The organism is Nocardioides sp. GY 10127 (assembly GCF_004919085.1).
Taxonomy (GTDB): Bacteria; Actinomycetota; Actinomycetes; order Propionibacteriales; family Nocardioidaceae; genus Nocardioides.
Genome location: NZ_STGL01000002.1, coordinates 374,282 through 391,240, shown reverse-complemented (window position 1 = coordinate 391,240; position 16,959 = coordinate 374,282). Strand labels below are relative to the sequence as shown.

At 73.5% G+C, this 16,959-nt stretch carries 17 protein-coding genes; 9 read left to right on the top strand and 8 right to left on the bottom strand.

All coding sequences use genetic code 11. From position 1 onward, the window contains the following. Window positions 1–3: 3 nt before the first annotated feature. Window positions 4–666, top strand: a complete 663-nt coding sequence (locus E8D37_RS03455; protein WP_136568353.1) for a GNAT family protein — start codon at window positions 4–6, stop codon at window positions 664–666. After that, on the top strand, window positions 663–1,226 hold the full coding sequence (locus E8D37_RS03450) for a GNAT family protein (protein WP_136568352.1): 564 nt from the start codon (window positions 663–665) through the stop codon (window positions 1,224–1,226). The genes E8D37_RS03455 and E8D37_RS03450 overlap by 4 nt, the downstream gene beginning before the upstream one ends. Window positions 1,227–1,291: 65 nt before the next feature. On the opposite strand, the gene E8D37_RS03445 is transcribed toward E8D37_RS03450, so the two are convergent. From E8D37_RS03445 to map, 4 genes are all read right to left on the bottom strand, one after another. Further along, on the bottom strand, window positions 1,292–2,131 hold the full coding sequence (locus E8D37_RS03445) for a transglutaminase family protein (RefSeq protein ID WP_136568351.1): 840 nt from the start codon (window positions 2,129–2,131) through the stop codon (window positions 1,292–1,294). Beyond that, window positions 2,131–3,066, bottom strand: a complete 936-nt coding sequence (locus tag E8D37_RS03440; protein ID WP_136568350.1) for an alpha-E domain-containing protein — start codon at window positions 3,064–3,066, stop codon at window positions 2,131–2,133. Before E8D37_RS03440 ends, E8D37_RS03445 begins: the two co-directional genes overlap by 1 nt. Continuing rightward, the gene (locus tag E8D37_RS03435; protein WP_136568349.1) at window positions 3,066–4,733 is read right to left on the bottom strand and encodes a circularly permuted type 2 ATP-grasp protein; all 1,668 of its coding nucleotides are present in this window, start codon (window positions 4,731–4,733) and stop codon (window positions 3,066–3,068) included. Before E8D37_RS03435 ends, E8D37_RS03440 begins: the two co-directional genes overlap by 1 nt. A 209-nt stretch (window positions 4,734–4,942) precedes the next feature. After that, window positions 4,943–5,806 (bottom strand): type I methionyl aminopeptidase, encoded by an 864-nt coding sequence (map, locus tag E8D37_RS03430; RefSeq protein WP_136568348.1) that lies wholly within the window; start codon window positions 5,804–5,806, stop codon window positions 4,943–4,945. Window positions 5,807–5,865: 59 nt separating this feature from the next. Between map and E8D37_RS03425 the strand changes: the two genes are divergently transcribed. Together E8D37_RS03425 and E8D37_RS03420 are read left to right on the top strand one after the other, a co-directional pair. Continuing rightward, the gene (locus tag E8D37_RS03425; protein ID WP_136568347.1) at window positions 5,866–6,072 is read left to right on the top strand and encodes a hypothetical protein; all 207 of its coding nucleotides are present in this window, start codon (window positions 5,866–5,868) and stop codon (window positions 6,070–6,072) included. Continuing rightward, entirely contained in the window at window positions 6,069–6,353 is a 285-nt protein-coding gene (locus E8D37_RS03420) for a hypothetical protein (protein ID WP_136568346.1), read from the top strand. The genes E8D37_RS03425 and E8D37_RS03420 overlap by 4 nt, the downstream gene beginning before the upstream one ends. 57 nt (window positions 6,354–6,410) lie before the next feature. On the opposite strand, the gene E8D37_RS03415 is transcribed toward E8D37_RS03420, so the two are convergent. The 4 genes from E8D37_RS03415 to E8D37_RS03400 form a co-directional block, all read right to left on the bottom strand. Continuing rightward, complete coding sequence (locus tag E8D37_RS03415) at window positions 6,411–7,709, bottom strand: hemolysin family protein (RefSeq protein ID WP_136568345.1); 1,299 nt, start codon at window positions 7,707–7,709, stop codon at window positions 6,411–6,413. 132 nt (window positions 7,710–7,841) lie between these two features. Continuing rightward, complete coding sequence (locus E8D37_RS03410) at window positions 7,842–9,107, bottom strand: PQQ-dependent sugar dehydrogenase (RefSeq protein ID WP_136568344.1); 1,266 nt, start codon at window positions 9,105–9,107, stop codon at window positions 7,842–7,844. An 88-nt stretch (window positions 9,108–9,195) separates the two neighbouring features. Beyond that, entirely contained in the window at window positions 9,196–10,116 is a 921-nt protein-coding gene (gene panB, locus E8D37_RS03405) for a 3-methyl-2-oxobutanoate hydroxymethyltransferase (RefSeq protein WP_136568343.1), read from the bottom strand. Window positions 10,117–10,177: 61 nt separating this feature from the next. Beyond that, entirely contained in the window at window positions 10,178–10,669 is a 492-nt protein-coding gene (locus E8D37_RS03400; RefSeq protein WP_136568342.1) for a VOC family protein, read from the bottom strand. Between the two features lie 120 nt (window positions 10,670–10,789). On the opposite strand from E8D37_RS03400, the gene galE reads away from it, so the two are divergent. The 5 genes from galE to E8D37_RS03375 all read left to right on the top strand — a co-directional run bounded on the left by galE (window position 10,790) and on the right by E8D37_RS03375 (window position 16,957). Continuing rightward, window positions 10,790–11,827, top strand: coding sequence for a UDP-glucose 4-epimerase GalE (gene galE / locus E8D37_RS03395; RefSeq protein ID WP_136568341.1), 1,038 nt, complete (start codon window positions 10,790–10,792; stop codon window positions 11,825–11,827). Between the two features lie 57 nt (window positions 11,828–11,884). Next, on the top strand, window positions 11,885–13,951 hold the full coding sequence (locus tag E8D37_RS03390; RefSeq protein WP_136568340.1) for an NAD(+) synthase: 2,067 nt from the start codon (window positions 11,885–11,887) through the stop codon (window positions 13,949–13,951). A 148-nt stretch (window positions 13,952–14,099) separates the two neighbouring features. Next, a complete protein-coding gene (locus E8D37_RS03385) occupies window positions 14,100–14,762 on the top strand; it encodes a hypothetical protein (RefSeq protein WP_136568339.1) in 663 nt (220 codons plus the stop codon). Window positions 14,763–14,832: 70 nt separating this feature from the next. Continuing rightward, window positions 14,833–16,173, top strand: a complete 1,341-nt coding sequence (locus E8D37_RS03380; RefSeq protein WP_136568338.1) for a glutamine synthetase family protein — start codon at window positions 14,833–14,835, stop codon at window positions 16,171–16,173. A 13-nt stretch (window positions 16,174–16,186) separates the two neighbouring features. Next, window positions 16,187–16,957, top strand: a complete 771-nt coding sequence (locus tag E8D37_RS03375; protein ID WP_136568337.1) for a type 1 glutamine amidotransferase — start codon at window positions 16,187–16,189, stop codon at window positions 16,955–16,957. Window positions 16,958–16,959: the final 2 nt, after the last annotated feature.

The window sequence follows — 16,959 nt, the reverse complement described above, 5'->3', positions numbered from 1 at the left end:
GACGTGTCCAGCAGTATCCGAGCCCACCTCCGCGCGAGCCTCGACCCCGAGGGCCGCGACGAGGCCCGCACCGACGGCCTGCCCGCCGGCTACCGGCTCCGGCGCCTGCGGATGGAGGACGCGGGGGCGGTGGCCGAGGCCCGGCTGCGCAACCGCGCCCACCTGGAGCCGTGGGAGCCGCAGGCGTCCGTGGACCTCACCAGCACCGTCGGCGTCCAGCGCCTCTTCGCGGCCGCCGAGGCCCGGGAGCGGGCCGGCGAGGAGGAGACCTGGTACCTGTGGTGCCACGAGGTCCAGCAGGACGGCGCGGAGCGGCCCACCGTCGTCGGCCACGTCTCGCTCGGGGCGATCACGCGCGGCGGCCTGCAGTCGGCCCGGCTCGGCTACTGGGTCGACGCCGCGCACACCCGCCGCGGGCTGGCCACCGCCATGGTCACCTTCGCCGGCACCCGCGCCCTCGAGCTCGGCCTGCACCGGATCGAGGCCGGCACGAGGACCGACAACGTCGCCTCTGCGGGCGTGCTGCAGCGCAGCGGTTTCGAGCGGGTCGGCGTGCTCCGGCAGATGCTCTTCATCCACGGCGCGTGGCGCGACCACGACCTGTGGCAGCGCGTCCTCGGCGACGCCCCGCCCGCCGGCGACTCCGAGCGGCCGGTCCAGCGGTGAGCCCGCGGGCCCAGGACCCCCTCGCGGCGCTCGACGGCCTCACCCTCCGGCCCCCGGAGGCCGACGACGCCGGTCGGCTCTGCGCGGCCTACCTGCACAACCGCGAGCATCTCGAGCCGTGGGACCCGCGGCGCGACGCCGCGTTCTACACCGAGGCGGGCCAGCGCCGCCTCCTGGAGCAGGACGCCGAGCGCACCCGGCTCGGCCTGGGAGACCGCTGGCTCCTCCTCGACGGTGACCGCGTCGTCGGCCGGATCAACCTCAACAACCTGGTCCGCGGGGTGTTCGCCTCCGCCAGCCTCGGCTACTGGGTCGACCGTGACCACCTCCACCGGGGCCTGGCCCGCGGGCTGGTCGAGCACGCGGTCGGCCGCGCGAGGGAGCTCGGCCTGCACCGGCTCGAGGCCGGGACCGTGGTGGCGAACACCGCCAGCCAGGCGGTGCTGCGCGCGGCCGGGTTCACCGAGTTCGGCTACGCCGAGAAGTACCTGTTCATCGCGGGCGCCTGGCAGGACCACCGGCTGTTCCAGCGCATCCTGCACGACGACGACCTGACCTGACCCGACCACCCGCGAAGGTGGCCGGGCCGGCGCGGGGTCAGTGCAGGTTCGGGGGACTGGCCAGGTCAGGAGAGCCGGGTGATCTGCACGTCCACGGTCATGGTGGACGAGCCGGAGCCCGAGTAGATGCCCGAGAGCGGCTTGACGTCGGAGTAGTCCCGGCCGACCGCGACGGTCACGTACCGGTCGTCCAGGCCGACCCCCGAGGTCGGGTCGATGGCGCGCCACGCGCCGTCCCACCACTCCACCCACGCGTGCGACTGGCCGGTGACCTGGAGGCCGACGATCGGGTCCGGGGCGGGGTGCAGGTAGCCGGAGACGTAGCGGGCCGGGATGCCCAGCGACCGGAGGCCGCCGATGACGAGGTGCGCCATGTCCTGGCAGACCCCGGCGCGCTGGCCCCAGGCGTCCGCGGCGAGCGAGTGCACGCCGGTGGCACCGGGCTGGTACTCCACCTCGGCGCGGACGAGCCCGGCCACGGCGGCCGCCGCGTCGGCCGGGGTCGCGGCGCCGGCCGCGACGTCCTTGACCCGCGAGGCGAAGTCCTCCGGCGGGGCCACGACGTCGGGGAGGATGAGGAACTCGGTCCAGCGGTCCGCGACCTCCCAGGCGCCCAGGTCGCCCCAGCCGAGGTGCTGCTCGCCGGGGTGGCGGGGCTCGGTCTGCACGGTCGACGTCGCCGTCACCGTGAGGTGGTCGTGCTCGTCCATGATCTCGAAGGCCGTGACGAGGTTGCCGTAGTAGTCGCGGTAGTCGTAGGTCCACGGCGTCGGGTGCACCTCGATGCGCGAGTGCACGAGGATCTGCTCCGGCGAGGTGACCGGCGTCAGTCGCGCCTGGTTGAGCGAGGCGCTGGCCTTCCCGTCGTAGGCGAAGGTGGTCGTGTGGACGATCCTCAGCTGCATCAGACGCTCACCCCGGTCCAGCTCGTCGCTTCCGCGCTCGCGAAGTAGCGGCGCGTCACTGCCTCGGTGGCGGCGGCGCAGGTGCGCTGGAGCCGCTCCATCTCCGTGGGCAGGTCGGTCATCAGCTCCGCGGGGGAGCGGTACTCCAGCTCGGCCCGCATCCGGCCGAGCAGGCGCTGGGCCTCGTTCTGGAACCCGGCGCGCGGGTCGGCGGCCTCGAGGTTCTCCAGGCACTGCTCGGCCCGCTGCAGCGAGTACACGACGGACCGGGGGAAGAGCCGGTCCAGCACCAGGAACTCGGCGGCGGCCCGCTCGGTCTCGACGCCGCGGTAGGTACGCAGGAAGGCGTCGTAGGAGCCGGACGCGCGCAGCGTGGTCGTCCACGCGGCCTCCCGGCCCGAGGCGAGCGACGCGCTGGCGACGAGGCGGCTGGTCATGTCCGCGCGCTCGACGCTGCGGCCGAGCACGAGGAACTGCCAGCTCTCGTCGCGGGTCATCGTGCCGTCCGCGATGCCGTTGACGAGCGAGACCCGGTCGCGCACCCAGGCGAACACCCCGGGCGGACGCATCCGCGAGAAGTGACCCGCCGGGATCGCGCGGTACGTGGTGTTGATGGCCTCCCAGATCGAGACCGAGAGGGTCTCGCGGGCCCGGCGGGCCGACTCGCGGGCCGCGCCGAGGCTGGCCGCGATGGAGCTGGGGTGCTCGGTGTCGTAGCAGAGGGTCTCGAGGACGTCGCCCAGGCCGAGCGGACCGGAGCCGGGCTCGATCTCCACGCCCATGATCGAGAGGAGGTCACGGCAGGTGACCGACTCGTCGAGGGTCGCGTCCTCCAGCAGGAGCTGGCTCTGCACGTCGAGCAGGTGGGCCGTGTCCTCGGCGCGCTCGACGTAGCGACCGATCCAGAACATCGACTCCGCGATGCGGCTGAGCATCAGGCCTCCCCGTCCTCGTCGCGGGCCGCGGGCTGCGCCTGCCGGCTCGCCTGCTGTCCCTGCTGCTGGTCCTGCTGGCGGGCGAGGGCCGCCTCGAGCTCGGGGGTGATGGCGGGCATCATCCCGGTCACGGGCGCGGGCGGCGAGGTCGGCTGCGTGTCGAGCTCGTCGGCCGGGTCGACCTCGTGCGTGAGGTCGAGGTCGTCGTCCTCGAGGTAGCCCTCCGGGGCGGTCGACGGCCCGGCCAGCACCCAGGTGTCCTTGGAGCCACCGCCGCGGGAGGAGTTCACGATGAGCTCGCCCTTGGCCAGCGCCACGCGGGTCAGACCGCCGGGGAGCACCCACACGCGGTTGCCGTCGTTGACCGCGAAGGGGCGCAGGTCGACGTGGCGCGGCCCGAGCTCGCCGTCCACGAAGGTCGGCACGGTGGAGAGCTGGACGACGGGCTGGGCGATCCAGTCCCGCGGGTGCTCGATCACCTTCTGCCGCAGCTCGTCGAGCTCGGCCTTGTCGGCGCGGGGGCCGATGACGATGCCCTTGCCGCCGGAGCCGTCCACGGGCTTGAGCACGAGCTCGTCGAGCCGGTCCAGGACCTCCTCGCGGGCGTCGGCGTCCCCGCACCGCCAGGTGTCGACGTTGCGCAGCACCGGCTCCTCGCCGAGGTAGTACCGGATGATGTCGGGCATGTAGGTGTAGACGAGCTTGTCGTCGGCGACGCCGTTGCCGACCGCGTTGGCCAGCGTCACGTTGCCGGCCCGCGAGGCGTCGATGATGCCGGGGGCACCGAGCACGGAGTCCTCGCGGAAGTGGGCCGGGTCGAGGAACTCGTCGTCGATGCGGCGGTAGATCACGTGCACCGGGGCCAGGCCCTTGGTGGTGCGCATGAAGACGCGGCCGCGCTGGCAGAGGAGGTCGCGGCCCTCCACGAGCTCCACGCCCATGGTCCGGGCGAGCAGCGCGTGCTCGAAGTAGGCGCCGTTGTAGACGCCGGGGGTGAGGACAACGACCGTCGGGTCGCTCACGCCGGCCGGCGCGGCCGCGCGCAGCGCGGCGAGCAGCCGCTGCGGGTAGCCGGCGACCGGACGGATGCGGTGCTGGGCGACGGTCTCCGGCAGCGCCGCGGTGATCGCCCGGCGGTTCGTCATCACGTAGGAGACGCCGGAGGGGACGCGGCAGTTGTCCTCGAGGACGCGGAACTCGCCCGCGTTGTCGCGGATGAGGTCGATGCCGGCCACGTGCACCCGCACGCCGTTCGGGGGCCGGACGCCGGCCGCCTCGCGGTGGAAGTGCGAGGAGGTCATGATGACCCGCCGCGGGATCACCTCGTCGCCGAAGATCTGACCGGCGTCGTAGACGTCCGCGAGGAACGCCTCGAGCGCCTTGACCCGCTGCTGGACGCCCTTCTCGATGGTCGTCCAGGTGTCCATCTCGATGACGCGGGGGAGGATGTCGAGCGGGAAGGCCCGCTCCTCGCCTCCGATGTCGAAGGTGACGCCCTGGTCCAGGTAGCTCGCCTGGAGGGCCTCGACCCTCTGCACGAGCTCCGGTGTGGTCAGGGCCCGCAACGAGTGGCGCAGGCGCCGGTACGGCGGGCGGAGTCGCTGCCCGTCGAACATCTCGTCGTAGGCCGGTCCGCTGGACCCGTAGCCCTCGAACATGGCCGTCATGAGGCGGACCCTACAAGGGCAAATGTTTCCTCGACGTAAGTTCGACGTGTGTCCGGTCACCGGACCGACGAACGCTCCCCGACACCCGTCCGGCGATGCCTGTCGGGGTGTCCCGTGGGTTCCTCGGATCAGGGTAGGTGGCGGCGTCCGACAGGTGGGACGTCCTCGGCCCGCGCCAGGGACTCCTCCGGGGCTGCCTCAGGCGTGGCTCACGGCTCGGTGAGGATCTCCGCGCCGTCGGCGGTCACCAGGAGCGTGTGCTCGAACTGCGCCGACGGGCGCTTGTCGAGGGTCGTGGCGGTCCACCCGTCGTCCCACATCTCCCACTCGTGGGTGCCGAGGTTGAGCATGGGCTCGATGGTGAACGTCATCCCGACCTCGATGAGGTCGTCGTGCTCGGGGTCGTCGTAGTGGGGGACGATCAGGCCCGAGTGGAACGCGGTGCCGATGCCGTGCCCGGTGAACTCCCGGACGACGCCGTAGCCGAACCGCGCGGCGTAGGCCTCGATGACCCGGCCCACGACGTTGATCCGACGACCCGGCTTCACCGCGCGGATGCCGCGCAGGGTCGCCTCGCGGGTGCGCTCGACCAGCAGACGCGTCTCCTCGTCGACGTCACCGACGAGGAAGGTGGCGTTCGTGTCGCCGTGGACGCCGTCCAGGTAGCCGGTGATGTCGATGTTGACGATGTCGCCGTCCTCGAGCGGCCGGGCGTCCGGGATGCCGTGGCAGACGACCTCGTTGACGCTGCTGCACAGCGACTTCGGGTACCCGCGGTAGCCCAGCGTCGAGGGGTAGGCGCCGTGGTCGCAGAGGAACTCGTGGCCGACGCGGTCCAGCTCGTCCGTCGTCACCCCGGGGGCGACGTGCCGGCCGACCTCCTCGCGGGCCTGCGCCGCCAGCCGGCAGGCGGCCCGCATCCGCTCGATGGTCTCGGCGTCCTTGACCTCGCTGCCGCGGAACGGCAGCGGGGCGGGCTGGCCGACGTACTCCGGCCGCTCGATGGAGGCGGGCACGGCGCGGCGGGGCGAGATCGGAGCAGGGCGCAGCGGTGCGCGGCGGGGGAGCGTCACGGGGCGAGGCTAGCCGCGGGTGGTGCCGCCTCCTCCATCGTGGCGCTAGCGTCGGGGGCATGGACGGAGGCAACCCCGACGAGTTCTGGTTCTGCGTGCGCCACCACCGCGTGGAGACGACCGAGAACCTGTGCCCGGCCAAGCACCGGCTCGGCCCCTACCCGAGCGAGGCCGAGGCGCGGCGCGCGCTGGAGAAGGCCGAGGAGCGCAACAGGGAGTGGGACGAGGACCCGGCCTGGGACGACGCGGCACGGAACGACGGGTGAGCCCGTTCACCCGTCCCGACCATCCGCTCCTGGAGAACCTGCGCCGCGGCAGTTTCTCGCCGTGGCCCTTCGTGGGTGCGGTCGCCCACGCGGCGATGCTCTTCCTCCTGCTGGGGAGCACCCCGTTCCTGTCCTGGTGGGCGCTCGTCCCGCTGCTCCTGCTCTGGCTCCTCGGCCTCGAGCGGGGCTACCGCTGGTGGACGTCGCACCCGCTGCGGGTGCTCGCCGTGCCGGGGGTCCTGGCGCTGCTGTGGGCCGGCGCGGTGGCGGTCGGCGCCTAGCCCCTCACTTCGCCCAGCCCCTCACCCAGCCCCTCACCCAGCCCCTCACCCAGCCCCTCACCGGTCCGGCTCGGCCGGGCGCAGACGCAGGCGGGTGAGGCGTCGCCCGTCGACGGCCGTGACCTCCAGGATCGCGACGGCCTCCGCGGGCGCCTCGGCCCCGTCCTGGACGACCTCGACGCGGTCGCCCACCTCGGCCAGCCGACCCAGCCGGTGCAGGACGTAGCCGGCGGCCGTCTCGTACGGGCCGTCGGGCAGGGGCACACCGGTGCGGGCCGCGAACTCCTCGATGCTCACGCCCGCCTCGAGGTCGTCGGTGGCCCCCGGGGTCGGCAGCGGGGCGTCGTGCTCGTCGACGATCTCGCCGACCAGCTCCTCGACCAGGTCCTCCAGCGTCACGATGCCGTCGGTGCCGCCGTACTCGTCGACGACCACCGCGATGTGCGGCCCGCTCTGCCGCATCCGCGCCAGCGTCGGCAGGACGCGGTTGGTGCCCGGCAGGAAGCCGATCTCGCGCAGCACGGCGCTCACGGGGGTCGAGGGCTCGACGCCCAGCAGGTCGCGGAGGTGGACGAAGCCGCGGACGTCGTCGGCGTTCTCGCCGTGCACCGGGTACCGCGACCAGGGGTGCTGCGCCGCGACGGCCAGGACCTCGCCGACGGTCGCGGCGACCGGGACCATCACGACGTCCCCGCGCGGCTGCATCACCTCGCGCAGCGACCGGTCGGCGGCGTCGAAGACGTCCACGAGGATGCGCCGCTCGCCGTCGTCCAGGCCCTCGTGCTCGGCGACCAGGTAGCGCAGCTCGGCGTCCGTCATCTCCTCTCCGCCGGCCTCGGGGTCGACGCCCAGGAGCCGGACCACGGCGTTGGTGGAGCGGGAGAGCAGCCAGACCACGGGGCGCACCGCGGTGGCGAAGCGGTCGAGCGGTGGGCCGACGACGAGCGCGACGCCGGCCGCCCGCTGGAGGGCGATGCGCTTGGGTGCCAGCTCGCCCAGCACGAGCGACAGGTAGGCGACGACCAGCGTGAGCAGGACCAGCGCCACCGTGTCGGCGGCGCCATCGGGCAGGCCCAGGCCCACGAGGAGCGGGGCGACGTCCGGCGCGAGCGTGGAGGCGCCGTAGGCCGCCGAGAAGAGCCCGGCCAGCGTCACGCCGATCTGCACGGCGGCGAGGAAGCGGTTGGGGTCGCGGGCCACCCGCGCGACACGGGCCCCGCGACCGCCCCGCTTCTCGAGGGCGTCCAGCTGCGACTCGCGCAGCGAGACGAGCGCGATCTCGGTCGCGGCGAACACGCCGCCGATGAGGACGAAGAGCAGGACGAGGAGGAAGTTGACGAGGATCTCGGTGTCCACGGGCTGCGGGGCTCCTGGCGGGTCGGTGGACGGACATCGTGCCGGACCGGACCAAGAGCCGTCGCCGGCCCCGGGTCCGCCCGGCCGGGCCCGGCGTCGGGCCCTGGGTAAGGCCCGGCGTCAGGCCCGGCGTCAGGCCGGCGTGATCCTCAGCAGCTTGTCGTTGCCGTCCCCGTTGCTGGTGAGCGCGACCAGGTCGCCACCCGGGAGCTGGACGACGGTCCGCAGCCGGCCGTAGTGGGTGAGCTGGGCGGGGCGGCGCGAGCGCACGAAGCGCCCGTCGGCGTCGAAGCGGAGGAAGAACATCTCGGAGTCCTTGAGGACGGCCATCGCCATCGTCCCGGCGAGCGGCCCCCACTCCTTGCCCTGCACGAACGTGCCACCGCTGGGCGCGACGGTGGGGTTGCCCGAGCGCCAGCGCGCGGAGCGCTGCCGGCCCGGCAGCGAGTGGTCGGTCATCGGGGCGGACTCGTCGTAGCCGGGGCCCGGGTCCCACCCGTAGTTGCCGCCCGCGCGCAGCAGGTTGACCTCGTCGTCGCGGTAGGTGCCGTGCTCGATCGACCACAGCGTCCCGTCGCGTCGCTGCATCACCCCCTGGACGTTGCGATGTCCGTACGTGAAGACGAGCCGCTTCTTGCGGTTGGCCGCGTGCCGCCACGGGTTGCTCGGCCAGGGCCGCCCGGTGAACCGGTTCAGCCTCAGGGTCTTCCCACCCAGGGACGTCTTGTCCTGCGGGTTGCTGCTGGTGGCCGCGTCACCGGTACCCACCAGCAGGGCGCCGGAGGCGAGGACGGTGAGGCGGCAGCCGCCGTGGCGGCCGGACGTCGCCGGGATGCCCGAGACCAGGACGTCGCGCTGGCGGGCGCGCCGATCGTCCTTGCTGAGGGTCCAGGCGACCACCCTCACCTCGTGCCCGCCGCCGGAGCGGGTGTGGCCCTGGCAGGTGTAGAAGCGGCGGTTGCGGGCGAAGCGCGGGTCGACCTCCAGCCCCATGAGCCCGGTCTCGCCGGAGACCCAGACCCGGCCGGAGGGGAACCGGACCTTGCGCACCCGACCGGCGTGGAACGTGTGCAGGGTGGCGGAGTCGCGCTGCGTGAACAGCAGGGTGCGGTGGCCGATCGAGCGGACGTCCCACGGCACGTCGAGGCCCGCCTTCATCACCCGGACGTCGACCAGCCGGGCCCGGCGCACGGCCGGGGCGGAGTCGGTCGTCGAGCCGCCGGTGGAGCGCGCGGTCACGTCCCCGTCCTCGGCGGCCAGCGCCGGGGCCGGCGCGGGGGCGCCGAGCAGGCCCGGTGCCAGCAGGAGCGCGGCGACGGCCGTGCCGAGCCGGCGAGGTGGCCGGCGAGACGTCGTGGCGGACGAGGGACGCAGGGGGCGGGATGTGGTGGGGGTCACGTCGTCAGCGTAGGCGTGACGACCGACCGCCGCGCCCCACCGCCGGGTGGGGCGCGGGGTGGGGCGTCGGGTGGGGCGTGGGGTGGGCTCAGCCCTCGAAGGTGTGCTCGGCTGCGGGGAAGGACCCGCTGCGGACCTCGTCGGCGTACGCACGGGCGCCGTCGAGGAGCACGCTGCGCACGTCCGCGAACTGCTTGACGAAGCGCGGCAGGCGCCCCTCGCGCAGGCCGAAGGCGTCCTGCCAGACCAGCACCTGGCCGTCGCAGCCGTTGCCGGCGCCGATGCCGATGGTCGGGATGGCGAGCTCCGCGGAGATCTTCGCGGCCAGCTCGCCGGGCACCATCTCCATCACGACGGCGAAGGCGCCGGCCTCCTGGACGGCCAGCGCGTCGCGGCGCAGCCGCTCCGCCGTCTCGCCGCGCCCCTGCACCCGGTACCCGCCGAGGGCGTGCTCGGACTGCGGGGTGAAGCCGATGTGGGCACACACGGGGATGCCGCCCTGGGTGAGCTTCTCGATGACGGGAGCCATCTCGGCGCCGCCCTCCAGCTTCACGCAGTGGGCGCCGGCCTCCTTCATGAACCGCACCGCGGTGAGGTACGCCTGCTCGGGCGAGGCCTGGTAGGAGCCGAAGGGCAGGTCGCCCACCACCATGGCGCGGCGGGCCGCCCGCGCGACGGCGCGGGTCAGCGGCAGCAGCTCGTCCACGGTGACCGGCAGCGAGGTCTCGTTGCCGAGCACGTTGTTGGAGGCGGAGTCGCCCACGAGCAGCATCTCGATGCCGGCCTGGTCGAAGACCTCCGCGGTGAACATGTCGTAGGCGGTGAGCATGGTGATCTTCTCGCCGCGCTGCTTCATCGCCTGGAGGTGGTGGGTGCGGATGCGGCGCACGGGCGCCGTGCTCGCGGTTCCTGCAGCCGGTCCTGTCGGCGTCGCAGCGGTCGCGCCGCCCGGGCCGCTGCCGTAGGGCGCGGTCTCCTCGTTGCTCATCGTCGAGCCTTCCTGGGTCATCTCGCGGCTCCCTGCTGGAGTCCACGGACGTGCGACCCAGGCTAGTGCGCCCGCGGGCGGGCTACACGACGGCTCCGGCGGCGTCCGCCGCGGCCTCCAGGTCCGCGACCACGATCCGGGACATGCCCAGCATCGCCTGCATCGCGGCGTTGCGCCGGGCCTCGTCCGGGTCGGTCAGCAGCTCGCCCAGCCGGCGCGGCACGACCTGCCACGACAGGCCGAAGCGGTCCTTGAGCCAGCCGCAGCGGGACTCGGTGCCGCCGTCGGCCAGCAGCGCCTCCCAGTACCGGTCGACCTCGTCCTGGTCCTCGCACGCCACCTCGAACGAGACGGCCTCGGTGAAGGAGAACATCGGGCCGCCGTTGATGCCGCGGAAGCGCAGGCCGTCCAGCACGAAGTCGCCGGTCATGACGGTGCCGGTCTCGCCGGGCGCTGACTCGGAGTGCTCCACGGTCCAGCCGACGGAGCTGTTCGGGAAGATCGAGCAGTAGAACGCGGCGGCCTCCTCGAGCTGGTCGTCGAACCACAGGCACGGGGTGATGATCGAGGGCACGGGCTTCCTCCAGGTGGTCGGCGGCGCGGGGACGGTGGGGAGACGGTGGGTCGGACGGTACGGACCGGCGCCGCGCCGCGAACTCATCGGCCCCGTCGCTCCTCGGCTAGCGTGACGCCCATGCGCGTCCTCGTCTCCGGCGGTGCCGGCTACATCGGGTCCCACACGGTCGTCTCCCTCGTGGAGGCCGGCCACGACGTCGTCGTGGTCGACGACTTCTCCAACTCCAAGCCCACGGTGGTGGGCCGGCTGGAGTCGCTCACGGGCACCCACGTCCCCGTCCACGCCTTCGACCTCAAGGACGCCGACAAGACCGCCCAGCTCTTCTCGATGGAGGAGATCGACGCCGTCATCCACTTCGCCGGGTTCAAGGCCGTGGGCGAGAGCGTCGAGAAGCCGCTGGAGTACTACCGCAACAACCTCGACTCGACCATGTCGCTGCTGGAGGCCATGCGCCGCCACGACGTGAAGAAGCTCGTCTTCTCCTCCTCGGCCACGGTCTACGGCGAGGAGGCGCCGGTGCCCTACGAGGAGGGCTGGCGCCACCTGGAGTCCACCAACCCCTACGGCCGCACCAAGGCGATGATCGAGACGATCCTCACCGACGTGGCGGCCGCGACCGACGGCATGAAGGTCGCGCTCCTGCGGTACTTCAACCCGGTCGGGGCGCACCCCTCGGGCACGATCGGCGAGGACCCCCAGGGCATCCCGAACAACCTCATGCCCTACATCGCGCAGGTGGCCGTGGGTCGTCGCAGCCACCTCAACGTCTTCGGCGACGACTACCCGACCGCCGACGGCACCGGGGAGCGCGACTACCTCCACGTGATGGACCTGGCCGAGGGTCACGTCGCCGCGCTCGAGCACCTCGACTCGATGGAGGGCGCCTGCCGCCCGTTCAACCTCGGCACCGGCACCGGGACCTCCGTGCTCCAGCTCCTCAAGGCCTTCGAGCAGGCCGTGGGCCGCGAGCTGCCCTACGAGATCGCCCCCCGCCGCGCCGGCGACCTCCCCGCCTTCTGGGCCGACCCGACGCGGGCGCAGGCCGAGCTCGGCTGGCGCGCCACGCGGACGATCGAGGACATGTGCGCCGACACCTGGCGCTGGCAGTCCGAGAACCCGCGCGGCTACCCGGACGGCTCCGACCCCGTCGCCTGAGCCGCTCGGCGAGACCGCCGTCGGAGCTGGGTCGGCCCACGTCCCTAGACTCGCGACGTGGACTTCTACAACGCCTACGACCAGGGCTTCGCCCGCGTCGCGGCGTGCACGGTGCCGGTGGTGCTCGCCGACCCGGCCGCCAACGCCGCCGCCGTCCTCGACCAGGCGCGCGCCTGTCACGAGGACGCCGTGGCCGTGGCGGTGTTCGGCGAGCTCTGCCTCTCCGGCTACTCGGTGGAGGACCTGTTCCTCTCCGACGTCCTGCTCGAGGCGGTGGACGCCGCGCTGGCGACCCTGCTCGAGGGCACGCGGGCGCTCACCCCGGTGCTCGTGGTGGGCGCGCCCCTGAGGGTCGGCCACCGCCTGCTCAACTGCGCGCTGGTGCTGCACCGGGGTCGGGTGCTCGGCGTCTCGCCGAAGTCGTACCTGCCGAACTACCGCGAGTTCTACGAGAAGCGGCACTTCGCCCCGGGCGACGACCGGCGCGGCGACGGCCCCGGCTCGACCGTCGTCGTCGCGGGCCAGGAGGCCCCGTTCGGCACGGACCTGCTCTTCGCAGCCGACGACGTGCCCGGCCTGGTGCTGCACGCCGAGGTGTGCGAGGACATGTGGGTCCCCGTCCCTCCCCACGCGGAGGCCGCGCTCGCCGGCGCCACCGTGCTCGCGAACCTGTCGGGCAGCCCCATCACGGTGGCGCGCGCCGAGGACCGGCGGCTCCTGGTCCGTTCCGCGAGCGCGCGGTGCCTGGCGGCGTCCGTGTACGCGGCGGCCGGGCCGGGGGAGTCGTCCACCGACCTGTCCTGGGACGGGCAGACGATGGTCTACGAGTGCGGGGACCTGCTGGCCGACGGCGAGCGCTTCCCGGACGCCGTGGTGCGGACCGTGGCCGACATCGACCTCGACCGGCTGCGCCAGGAGCGGCAACGCCAGGGCAGCTTCGACGACAACCGGCGCACGCTCGCCGACCGCGTCGAGGGCTGGCGCACCGTGCGCTTCGAGCTCGGTCCGCCGAGCGGAGACCTCGGGCTCCGGCGCACCGTCGAGCGCTTCCCGTTCGTCCCCGCCGACGCCGAGCGGCTGGCCCTCGACTGCTACGAGGCCTACAACATCCAGGTCTTCGGCCTGGAGCAGCGGATGGCCGCCATGAGCAGCGGCACGTGGCAGCCGACGGCCGTCATCGGCGTCTCGGGCGGCCTCGACTCCACCCACGCGCTCATCGTCGCCGCCCGCGCGATGGACCGCCTCGGGCGGCCGCGCAGCGACATCCTCGCGTTCACCATGCCGGGGTTCGCGACGGGGGAGACCTCCCGCTCGCTCGCCCACCGGCTCGGCGCGGCCCTCGGCGTCACGTTCTCCGAGCTGGACATCCGGCCGGCCGCGAAGCAGATGCTCGCCGACCTCGGGCACCCGTTCGCCGAGGGCGAGCCGACCTACGACGTCACCTTCGAGAACGTCCAGGCGGGGCTGCGCTACGACTACCTCTTCCGGCTCGCCAACCAGCGCGGCGGGCTCGTCGTCGGCACCGGCGACCTCTCCGAGCTCGCGCTCGGCTGGTGCACCTACGGCGTAGGCGACCAGATGTCGCACTACAACGTCAACGCGGGCGTCCCGAAGACCCTCATCCAGCACCTGATCCGGTGGGTCGCCGACTCCGGCCAGTTCGACGAGACCACGGGCGCGATCCTGCGCGAGATCCTCGCCCAGGAGATCAGCCCCGAGCTCGTCCCCGCCGACGCGGGCGGCCGCGTGCAGGCCACGGAGGACTTCGTGGGCCCCTACGCCCTCCAGGACTTCACGCTCCACCACGTCCTGCGCCTGGGCTACCGGCCGTCGAAGATCGCCTTCCTCGCGTGGCACGCCTGGCGGGACGTCGAGGAGGGGCCGTGGCCGCCGGGGTTCCCCGCCGACTCGCGTCGCGCCTACGACCTGGCCACGATCAGGCACTGGCTGACCGTCTTCCACCGCCGCTTCTTCACCAGCCAGTTCAAGCGCTCCGCGCTGCCCAACGGGCCCAAGGTCTCCGCCGGCGGGACGATGTCGCCGCGGGGCGACTGGCGGATGCCGTCCGACGCGGCGCCCACCGCCTGGCTCGCCGAGCTGGAGGCGCACGTCCCTGCCCAATGACCTGGCCCACTGAGCCGGTGCAGTGAGCGGGCCCAGTGATCCCGGACCCTCACCCGTCCGCGCAGGTGTGCGCGGCGGGGCTGCCGGGTAACCGTTCCGTCAGGAGCGCCCGGCGAGGTGGAGCGCTCAGGACCACGAGGAGCGCACGGTGGCAGGCAGGCACGCACGCGGGGACGCGAACGCTGGGCGTCCGTCGCGGCTGACGCGGGGCCTGGTGCTGCTCGCGGCCGGCGCCGCCGTGGCGGTGCTCGCCCTGGTGCTCCCCTCCGACGGGGCGAGCGCGGGCGACGGCACCGCCGCCGCGACGGGATCGACCGGGACGACCACGCTCACGCTGGTCACCGCCTGCTCCGGCTGCCGGTTCTCGCTCACCTCCTCCACCGACCGGGCCGACACGGTCTGGCACACGCGCTTCCGCCGCGCCACGGACGGCGAGGTGACCTTCACCGTGCCCACGTCCCGGACCGTCGGCCTCACCATCGCCGTGCGGGCCCCGTGGGTCACCCAGCAGCAGTTCGTCTCGCTGGTCGCCCTGCGCTACGCCGACGACGACGCCGGGGACGCCGTGCCGGCCTCGGCCGCGCGGGGCGGGAAGCGGGCGTTCGGCTGCTGGGCGGGGACCTCGTCGGACTCGGCCCGGCTGAGGGTCGCCGTGCGTCGTCGCACGGTCGCGACCCCGGACGGCGACGCGCTCGCCGTCCTCGCCTGGGCGAGGACCGCCCGCCCCACCCTCGCGCCCGGCTACCGGACGACGGACGGGGTGCTGGGCGCGCAGGGCACCACCACCTGCGAGGCACCGGTCGCCGCCTGACGCGGGCGCGCGGCGCGGGCCACGGACGCCCGTGCACGGAACCCAGCCGTCGCCCCACTAGGGTGGCGACATGGGCAAGCAGGAAGACTTCGTGCTCCGGGCGCTCGAGGAGCGCGACGTCCGCTTCGTGCGGTTGTGGTTCACCGACGTGCTCGGCTCCTTGAAGTCGGTCGCGGTCGCGCCGGCGGAGCTCGAGGGCGCCTTCGAGGAGGGCATCGGGTTCGACGGCTCGGCGATCGAGGGCTTCGCCCGCGTCTTCGAGTCCGACATGCTGCTGAAGCCGGACGCCTCGACGTTCCAGATCCTGCCGTGGCGCAGCGGGGACGGCCCCGCGACCGCGCGCATGTTCTGCGACATCGAGATGCCGGACGGCAGCCCGTCCTTCGCGGACCCCCGCCACGTCCTCAAGCGGACGCTCTCGCGGGCCGCCGAGAAGGGCTACACCTTCTACACGCACCCCGAGATCGAGTTCTACCTGTTCAAGGAGCTGCCGTCGGCGGGCCGCAAGCCGATCCCGGTCGACCGCAGCGGCTTCTTCGACCACACCGCGCAGTCCGAGGGCGCCGACTTCCGTCGCGAGGCCATCGGCATGCTCGAGGCGATGGGCATCTCGGTGGAGTTCAGCCACCACGAGGGCGGCCCCGGCCAGCAGGAGATCGACCTGCGCTACGCCGACGCCCTCTCGACGGCGGACAACATCATGACGTTCCGGACGGTCATCCGTGAGGTGGCCCTGAGCCAGGGCATCTGGGCCTCCTTCATGCCCAAGCCCTTCACCGAGCACCCGGGCTCCGGCATGCACACGCACGTGAGCCTCTTCGACGGCGACGACAACGCGTTCTTCGAGGCAGGCGCGGAGTACCAGCTCAGCCCCGCCGCCCGGCACTTCATCGCCGGCATCCTGGCGCACGCGCCGGAGATCTCCGTCGTCACCAACCAGTGGGTCAACTCCTACAAGCGGATGATGGTCGGCTCCGAGGCACCGAGCTACATCTGCTGGGGCCACAACAACCGCTCCGCGATGATCCGCGTGCCCATGTACAAGCCGAACAAGGGCCCGTCGACCCGCGTGGAGCTGCGCTCGCTCGACGCCGCCTGCAACCCCTACCTCGCCTACGCCGCGGTCCTCGCCGCCGGCCTCAAGGGCATCGAGGGGGAGTACCCGCTGCCGCGGGAGGCCGAGGACGACGTCTGGGCGCTCTCCGAGCGCGAGCGGACGGCCCTGGGCATCAAGCCGCTGCCGAAGAACCTCAACGACGCCATCGCCATCGCGGAGGAGTCCGAGCTGCTGGCCGAGACGCTCGGGGAGCAGGTCTTCGACTTCCTGCTGCGCAACAAGCGCGCCGAGTGGGACGAGTACCGCGGCCAGGTCTCCGCCTTCGAGCGCGACCGCATGCTGCCGGTGCTGTGAGGCGAGCCCGGCCGTGACCGCACCCACCGAGCAGCGCCCCGGGGGCACCCACGCCGGCGCCTCCCGGCCCGTCGTCCTCGTCGTCCGACCGGACGAGAACGACCCGCCGGGGATGCTCGGCCGGTGGCTCGTCGAGGCCGGCTGCGACCTCGTCGAGTGCCGCACCTACGCGGACGACGCGCTGCCCGCCGACCTCGAGGAGGTGGACGCCCTCGTCGTGCTCGGCGGCTCGATGGGCGCCGACGACGAGGACGAGCACCCCTGGCTGGTGCCGCTCAAGGCGCTCGTCCGGGAGGCCGCGGTGACCCACGTGCCGACCCTGGGCATCTGCCTGGGCCACCAGGTCATCGCCAGCGCGCTCGGTGGCCGGGTGGTGGTGAACCCGCAGGGCCGGACCATGGGCCTGACCCCGGTCGCCTGGACGCAGGAGGCGGAGTCGGACGCCCTCCTCGGTGGGCTCCTCGCCGACCGGGCGATGCACTGGAACAACGACGTCGTCGCCGAGCTGCCGGCGGGCGGGATCCGCCTGGCCAGCTCGCCGTTGGGCGACGTGCAGGCCGCACGCCACGCCCCCGGGGTCTGGGGCGTGCAGTGCCACCCCGAGGCCGACGCCGACATCGTGGCCGGCTGGCCGGAGACCGAGGCCGTCGTGCCGGTGGTGCGCGAGGCGCTGCCCGAGCTCGAGATCTCGTGGCGCCCGGCGGCGCGCCGCCTCGCCGACATGGCGGCGCAGCGCCACGCGGCCCGCGCCGGGTCGCCCGGGTCGGTGCCCGCGGAGGCCTGAGC

What these genes read in the sequence shown, in the direction of transcription:
- E8D37_RS03445 (WP_136568351.1), bottom strand. Translation starts at nt 2,131, where the DNA reads ATGCAGCTGAGGATCGTCCACACGACCACCTTCGCCTACGACGGGAAG.
- E8D37_RS03440 (WP_136568350.1), bottom strand. Translation starts at nt 3,066, where the DNA reads ATGCTCAGCCGCATCGCGGAGTCGATGTTCTGGATCGGTCGCTACGTC.
- E8D37_RS03435 (WP_136568349.1), bottom strand. Translation starts at nt 4,733, where the DNA reads ATGACGGCCATGTTCGAGGGCTACGGGTCCAGCGGACCGGCCTACGAC.
- E8D37_RS03425 (WP_136568347.1), top strand. Translation starts at nt 5,866, where the DNA reads ATGGACGGAGGCAACCCCGACGAGTTCTGGTTCTGCGTGCGCCACCAC.
- panB (WP_136568343.1), bottom strand. Translation starts at nt 10,116, where the DNA reads ATGACCCAGGAAGGCTCGACGATGAGCAACGAGGAGACCGCGCCCTAC.
- galE (WP_136568341.1), top strand. Translation starts at nt 10,790, where the DNA reads ATGCGCGTCCTCGTCTCCGGCGGTGCCGGCTACATCGGGTCCCACACG.
- E8D37_RS03380 (WP_136568338.1), top strand. Translation starts at nt 14,833, where the DNA reads ATGGGCAAGCAGGAAGACTTCGTGCTCCGGGCGCTCGAGGAGCGCGAC.